This window comes from Halomonas sp. 707D4 (assembly GCF_024158685.1).
Taxonomy (GTDB): Bacteria; Pseudomonadota; Gammaproteobacteria; order Pseudomonadales; family Halomonadaceae; genus Vreelandella.
Genome location: NZ_JAMZBD010000164.1, coordinates 1 through 6344, shown reverse-complemented (window position 1 = coordinate 6344; position 6344 = coordinate 1). Strand labels below are relative to the sequence as shown.

Sequence of the window (6344 nt, the reverse complement as noted above, 5' to 3'; positions counted from 1 at the left end):
CCGGTATCGGTCTTTGATGTGTCGCACGGCTTTTCAGGTCGTGTTTCCCCTCCCTTCGCTTGGTATTTGCTTGACTAGGAGCTTTCGCATGAAGCGTTCGGTTGTTTCCTACTCGCTCTGGCTATGCATGATGACGCTGCTGGTGCTGGGCCAAAGTGCCCACGCTCAGAATCTTCCCGACTTTACCGCGCTCGTCGAGGATGCCGCCCCCGGGGTGGTGAATATCTCGACGAGCCGAACGATCCAGCGCAGCGGCCCGGACATGCGGGGCTTCGGTGGCCAGGAGATTCCCGAGATCTTTCGTCACTTCTTCGGCGATAGCTTCCCTTCGCCGCACGGAGACGCGCCGAACCGCAGCGAGGAGCGCCAGTCCCTGGGCTCGGGGTTCGTGATCAGCGCCGATGGCTACGTCATGACCAATGCCCACGTGGTGCAGGATGCCGATGAGATCCTCGTGCGCCTCAATGATCGTCGCGAGCTTGCGGCGGAGCTCGTGGGCAGCGACCCCCAGACCGACGTCGCGCTCTTGAAGATCGATGCCAACAACCTGCCGGTGCTCAACCTGGGCAACTCCGACGAACTCAAGGTCGGCGAGTGGGTGGCGGCCATCGGCTCGCCCTTCGGTTTCGATCACTCGGTCACCGCCGGCATCGTCAGTGCCATCAACCGCACATTGCCGCGTGACGCCTACGTGCCGTTCATCCAGACCGACGTGGCGATCAATCCCGGCAACTCCGGCGGTCCGCTGTTCAACCTCGACGGCGAAGTGATCGGCATCAACTCGCAGATCTTTACCCGCAGCGGAGGCTTCATGGGTCTCTCCTTCGCCATTCCGATCAACGTCGCCATGAACGTGGCCGATCAACTGCGCGAGGATGGCCATGTGAACCGCGGCTGGCTCGGCGTGATGATCCAGCCGGTCTCCCGCGATCTGGCCGAGTCCTTCGGCATGCAGGACGCCATCGGTGCGCTCATCGCCGATCTCGACCCGGAGGGTCCGGCGGCCCAGGGAGGCTTGCAGGCCGGCGACGTGATCACCGGCGTCAACGGAGAGGAGGTGGATCGTTCCAGCACGCTGCCGCGTCTGATCGGGCGCGTCGCACCGGGCAGCGACGTTTCGCTCACCGTGATGCGTGATGGTCAGCAGATCGAAGAGACCGTCGAGCTCGGCAGCTGGCCGGACGCCGAACAGGACGGCTCCCAAGGCAGCAACGAACAGGTGCGCCTGGGCGTGAGCGTCGGCGAGCTGGACGACGAGCTCAAGGAGCGCCTCGGTATCAGCGGCGGTGTCGAGGTGCATCAGGTCGAAGCCGGCAGCGTCGCCGCCGAGGCGGGCCTTCTGCCTGGCGACATCCTGGTCAGCGTTGATCACAAGAGCGTCTCCTCCGCCGACGAGCTGATGGGCATCGTCGAGGAACTGCCGAGCGATCGTGCCATTCCGGTGCGTCTCTACCGCGATGGCCGTTCGCTGTTCGTGGCGCTGCGCCTGGAGTAGGCCGCAAGCGACCCACGCGTATCGTGCAACGCCCGGGCCCGCCCGGGCGTTGTGCTGTCAGATGCTGCCGCCGATGAACATAGCACCCGCGTCTTGCTAACGGTACAATGCCGCAAACCTTTTAGTGCGACGCGCCGAGCCGTCCGATCAATCACTCGTAGTTGCGACCCCATACCGGATTCATACGGCTAATGACCCAAGAAAACGATAGCAAGATCAAGCATATAAGAAATTTTTCAATCATCGCGCACATCGACCACGGCAAGTCGACCCTGTCCGATCGCCTGATCCAGACCTGTGGCGGTCTGACCGAGCGCGAGCTCAAGGAACAGGTGCTCGACTCGATGGACATCGAGCGCGAGCGCGGCATCACCATCAAGGCGCAGTCGGTGACGCTGGACTACACCGCCGCCGATGGTCAGGTCTACCAGCTCAACTTCATCGACACCCCGGGCCACGTCGACTTCTCCTACGAAGTGTCGCGCTCGCTCTACGCCTGTGAAGGGGCGCTGCTGGTCGTCGACGCCGCCCAGGGGGTCGAGGCGCAGTCGGTGGCCAACTGCTATACCGCCATCGAGCAGGGGCTCGAGGTATTGCCGGTGCTCAACAAGATCGACCTGCCCCAGGCCGACCCGGACCGCGTCGCGCAGGAAGTGGAAGAAATCATCGGCCTCGATGCCACCGACGCCTGCCAGGTCTCGGCGAAGAGCGGCATCGGCATCGACGGGCTGCTCGAGCGGCTGGTGCGCGACATCCCGCCGCCCAAGGGCGACCCCGACGCACCGCTGCAGGCGTTGATCATCGACTCCTGGTTCGACAACTACCTCGGCGTGGTGTCGCTGGTGCGGCTGTTCGACGGCACGCTCAGAAAAGGTGACAAGATCCGCATCAAGTCCACCGGGCGCGACTGGGGAACCTCGGAAGTCGGTATCTTCACGCCGCTGCGCAAGGAGACCGGCATCCTGCGTGCCGGCGAGGTGGGCTTCGTGGTCGCCGGTATCAAGGAGATCCACGGGGCGCCGGTGGGGGACACCATCACTCACACCAAGACGCCGGACGTCGCGCGCCTGCCGGGCTTCCAGAAGGTCAAGCCCCAGGTCTACGCCGGCATGTTCCCGGTCAGCGCCGACGACTACGAGGATTTCCGCGACGCTCTCGAGAAGCTGGCGCTCAACGACGCCTCCCTCGAGTACGAGCCGGAAAACTCCGATGCCTTGGGCTTCGGCTTTCGCGTCGGCTTTCTCGGCACGCTGCACATGGAGATCATCCAGGAGCGCCTCGAGCGCGAGTACGACCTGGATCTGCTGACCACCGCGCCGACGGTGGTCTACGAGCTCGCCATGAAGAACGGCGAGACTCGCTACGTCTCCAACCCCTCGAAGCTGCCCGACATGGCGGACGTCGACGAGATGCGCGAGCCCATCGTGCGCGCCAGCATCCTGGTGCCCCAGGAGTTCGTCGGTAACGTCATCGCCGAGTGTGAGCAGCGCCGTGGCACCCAGCTCGACATGCAGTTCCTCGGCAACCAGATCCAGCTCACCTACGAGCTTCCCATGTCGGAAGTGGTGATGGACTTCTTCGACCGGCTGAAGTCGATCTCCAAGGGATACGCATCGCTTGAGTACAATTTCGAGCGCTTCCAGACCTCCAAGCTGGTGCGCCTGGACGTGCTGATCAACGGCGACAAGGTCGACGCCCTGGCGGTCATCATCCACCGCGACCACGCCCACTCCCGCGGGCGGCTGCTGGTCGAGAAGATGAAGGAGCTGATTCCGCGCCAGATGTTCGACGTGGCGATCCAGGCGGCCATCGGTGGCCAGGTGGTGGCCCGTTCGACGGTCAAGGCGCTGCGCAAGAACGTCACGGCCAAGTGCTACGGCGGCGACGTCAGCCGCAAGAAGAAACTCTTGGAAAAGCAGAAGGCCGGCAAGAAGCGGATGAAGCAGGTGGGGCGCGTCGAGATTCCCCAGGATGCCTTCCTCGCCGTGCTCAAGGTCAACGACTAGGAAGACGACACCCTCATGGATTTTTCACTACTGCTGGTACTGGCCGTCATCGTCACCGGGATCATCTATCTGCTGGATGCCCTCTGGTTTCGCCCGCGGCGCCAAAAGCGCGTGGCGAGCGCCGAAGCGGCCTCCCACGACGGCCTGGACGCCGCCACCCGGGAGAAGCTCGAGAAGGAGCCGTGGCCCATCGACTACTCGCGCTCGCTGTTCCCGGTGCTGCTGGTGGTACTGGTGGTCAGAAGCTTCATCGTCGAGCCGTTCCAGATCCCCTCGGGCTCGATGCGCCCGACCCTGGAGGTGGGCGACTTCATCCTGGTCAACAAGTTCGCCTACGGGCTGCGCCTGCCGGTGGTGCATACCAAGGTGCTCGAGGTGGACGAGCCCGAGCGCGGCGAGGTGATGGTCTTCCGTTTCCCCGACGAGCCCTCGGTCAACTTCATCAAGCGCGTGGTGGGGCTGCCTGGCGATCGCATTCGCTACGAGGGCAAGCAGCTCTACGTCAACGGCGAACCCGTCGCCAAGACCTTGATCGAAGAGGGCCCCGCAGGCTCTCCCCAGCAGCTATTATTGGAAGAACGGCTGGGCTCGGTTCGCCACGCCATCTACAACAATCCCCGCGACCCCGGCCCGCAGATGGGCGAGGTCGTGGTGCCGGAGGGCGAGTATTTCATGATGGGCGACAATCGCGACCAGTCCAACGACAGTCGCTACTGGGGCTTCGTGCCCGAGGAGAACATCGTCGGTCGCGCCTTCGCCGTCTGGATGCACTGGGACGGGGGGCTGCCGAGCTTCTCCAGCGTCCGGCGCATCGAATGAGCCGTATCGCCCTTGTCGCCGCCCCGGCACCCTTGTTTAACGTCGCAGACGTAGGAGCATCGTGAGTAATTCCCTGAACGCTTTTTGCCGACGGATCGGCTACACCTTTGGCGACGAGTCGCTTCTGGAGCTGGCCATGACCCACCGAAGCTTCGGTGGGCGCAACAACGAGCGCCTGGAGTTTCTGGGCGACTCGATCGTCAACTTCGTCATCGCCGAGGCGCTCTTCCAGCGTTTCCCCCAGGCCCGCGAAGGGCAGCTTTCACGGCTGCGAGCGCGGCTGGTGAAGGGCCAGACCCTGGCGGAACTCGCCCGGGAAATGGCCTTCGGCGAATGCCTGCGCCTGGGCTCCGGCGAAATGAAAAGCGGCGGCCATCGCCGCGAGTCGATCCTCGCCGATGCGGTCGAGGCAGTGATCGGTGCCATCTACCTGGATGCAGGCATGGATGCCGTGCGCGAGCGGGTGCTCGCCTGGTACGCCGAGCGCCTCGACAGCACCTCGCTGCAGGATACCCAGAAAGACCCCAAGACCCGGCTGCAGGAGTTCTTGCAGTCGCGCCAGGCGGCGCTGCCTCGTTATGAAGTGGTGTCGGTCAAAGGCGAAGCCCACGCTCAGACCTTTACCGTCGAGTGCTATATCGAGCTCTTGAGCGAGCATACGACCGGTAAGGGCCCCAGCCGGCGCCACGCCGAACAGCAAGCCGCCGAAGAGGCGCTTGGTCATCTCGAAAAGACACCCGGAGACAAGCCATCATGAGTCAAACCTGCGGCTTCGTGGCCATCGTTGGGCGGCCCAACGTAGGCAAATCGACCCTCATGAATCGCATTCTGGGGCAGAAGGTTTCCATCACCTCGCGGCGCCCCCAGACCACCCGCCACCAGGTCATGGGCATCAAGACCCTCGACGAGACCCAGTTCATCTATGTCGATACGCCGGGCATGCACATCATGTCCAAGGATCGCAACAAGGCGATCAATCGCTTCATGAACCAGGCCGCCAGCCAAGCGCTGCGCGACGTCGACTGCGTGGTGTTCATCATCGACCGCACCCGCTGGAGCGACGAGGACCAGGCGGTTTTGACGCGCCTGGAGCACGTCGAGGCGCCGGTGATCCTGGCGGTCAACAAGGTGGATCGTCTGCAGGACAAGGCGACGCTGTTGCCATGGCTTTCGGAAGTGGGCGCGCGGCGCGAGTTCGCCGCGGTGATTCCGATCTCCGCCAAGCACGGCACCCAGGTGGACGCCCTGGAAGCGGAGGTCGCCAAGTACCTGCCCGAGGGCATCCACTACTTTCCGGAAGACCAGATCACCGACAAGAGCCTGCGCTTCATGGCGGCGGAGCTGGTGCGCGAGAAGGTCATGCGCCAGCTCGGCGACGAGCTTCCCTACCAGATGACCGTCGAGATCGAGGAGTTTCGCGAAACCGAGCGCGTCACCCATATCAGCGCCCTGATCCTGGTCGAGCGCCAGGGCCAGAAGGTGATCCTGATCGGCGAGAACGGCGAGCGCATCAAGAGCATCGGCCGCGAGGCGCGCCTGGACATGGAGCGCACCCTCGGCACCAAGGTCATGCTCAACCTGTGGGTCAAGGTCAAGCGCGGCTGGTCCGACGATGAGCGTGCGCTCAAGAGCCTGGGTTACGACCTCGATTGAGTCGTACCATGGCCGAGCCCGCATTTTTGCTCCACCGGCGCCCTTACCGCGAGACCAGCGCGCTGGTGGACCTGCTCACCCTCGAGCACGGGCGCATTCGCGCCGTCGCCCACGGCGGCCAGCGGCCCGGCTCGAAATCCCGTCAGCGCCTGCAGCCGTTTACTCCCTTGTTCGTCGCCTGGCGCGGCGAGCGCGAGTTGAAGCGGCTGACCTTGATGGAGTCGCGCGGGCAGACCGCGCTGCTGGTGGGGGAGGGGCTTCTCTGCGGGCTCTACGCCAACGAGATCGCCACGCGCCTGCTGCCGCTTGAGCTGCCCGCCCAGGAGGTGTTCGCCTTCTACGGGGCGTTGCTCGAGGCGCTGCCCACACCC

At 64.2% G+C, this 6344-nt stretch carries 6 protein-coding genes; all 6 read left to right on the top strand.

What is annotated here, in order from left to right; genetic code table 11:
- Positions 1-88: 88 nt before the first annotated feature.
- Positions 89-1495, top strand: a complete 1407-nt coding sequence (locus BIS11_RS08795; RefSeq protein ID WP_253420866.1) for a DegQ family serine endoprotease — start codon at positions 89-91, stop codon at positions 1493-1495.
- A gap of 191 nt (positions 1496-1686) precedes the next feature.
- Complete coding sequence (gene lepA, locus BIS11_RS08790; protein WP_253420869.1) at positions 1687-3501, top strand: translation elongation factor 4; 1815 nt, start codon at positions 1687-1689, stop codon at positions 3499-3501.
- A gap of 15 nt (positions 3502-3516) precedes the next feature.
- On the top strand, positions 3517-4320 hold the full coding sequence (lepB, locus tag BIS11_RS08785; protein WP_253420872.1) for a signal peptidase I: 804 nt from the start codon (positions 3517-3519) through the stop codon (positions 4318-4320).
- A 61-nt stretch (positions 4321-4381) separates the two neighbouring features.
- The gene (rnc, locus tag BIS11_RS08780) at positions 4382-5077 is read left to right on the top strand and encodes a ribonuclease III (RefSeq protein ID WP_227390756.1); all 696 of its coding nucleotides are present in this window, start codon (positions 4382-4384) and stop codon (positions 5075-5077) included.
- The gene (era, locus tag BIS11_RS08775) at positions 5074-5973 is read left to right on the top strand and encodes a GTPase Era (protein WP_253420875.1); all 900 of its coding nucleotides are present in this window, start codon (positions 5074-5076) and stop codon (positions 5971-5973) included. Before rnc ends, era begins: the two co-directional genes overlap by 4 nt.
- A gap of 8 nt (positions 5974-5981) precedes the next feature.
- Positions 5982-6344 (top strand): DNA repair protein RecO (recO, locus tag BIS11_RS08770; RefSeq protein WP_253585936.1); only part of this gene is annotated, 363 nt, incomplete at its 3' end.

What these genes read in the sequence shown, in the direction of transcription:
- BIS11_RS08795 (WP_253420866.1), top strand. Translation starts at nt 89, where the DNA reads ATGAAGCGTTCGGTTGTTTCCTACTCGCTCTGGCTATGCATGATGACG.
- lepA (WP_253420869.1), top strand. Translation starts at nt 1,687, where the DNA reads ATGACCCAAGAAAACGATAGCAAGATCAAGCATATAAGAAATTTTTCA.
- lepB (WP_253420872.1), top strand. Translation starts at nt 3,517, where the DNA reads ATGGATTTTTCACTACTGCTGGTACTGGCCGTCATCGTCACCGGGATC.
- era (WP_253420875.1), top strand. Translation starts at nt 5,074, where the DNA reads ATGAGTCAAACCTGCGGCTTCGTGGCCATCGTTGGGCGGCCCAACGTA.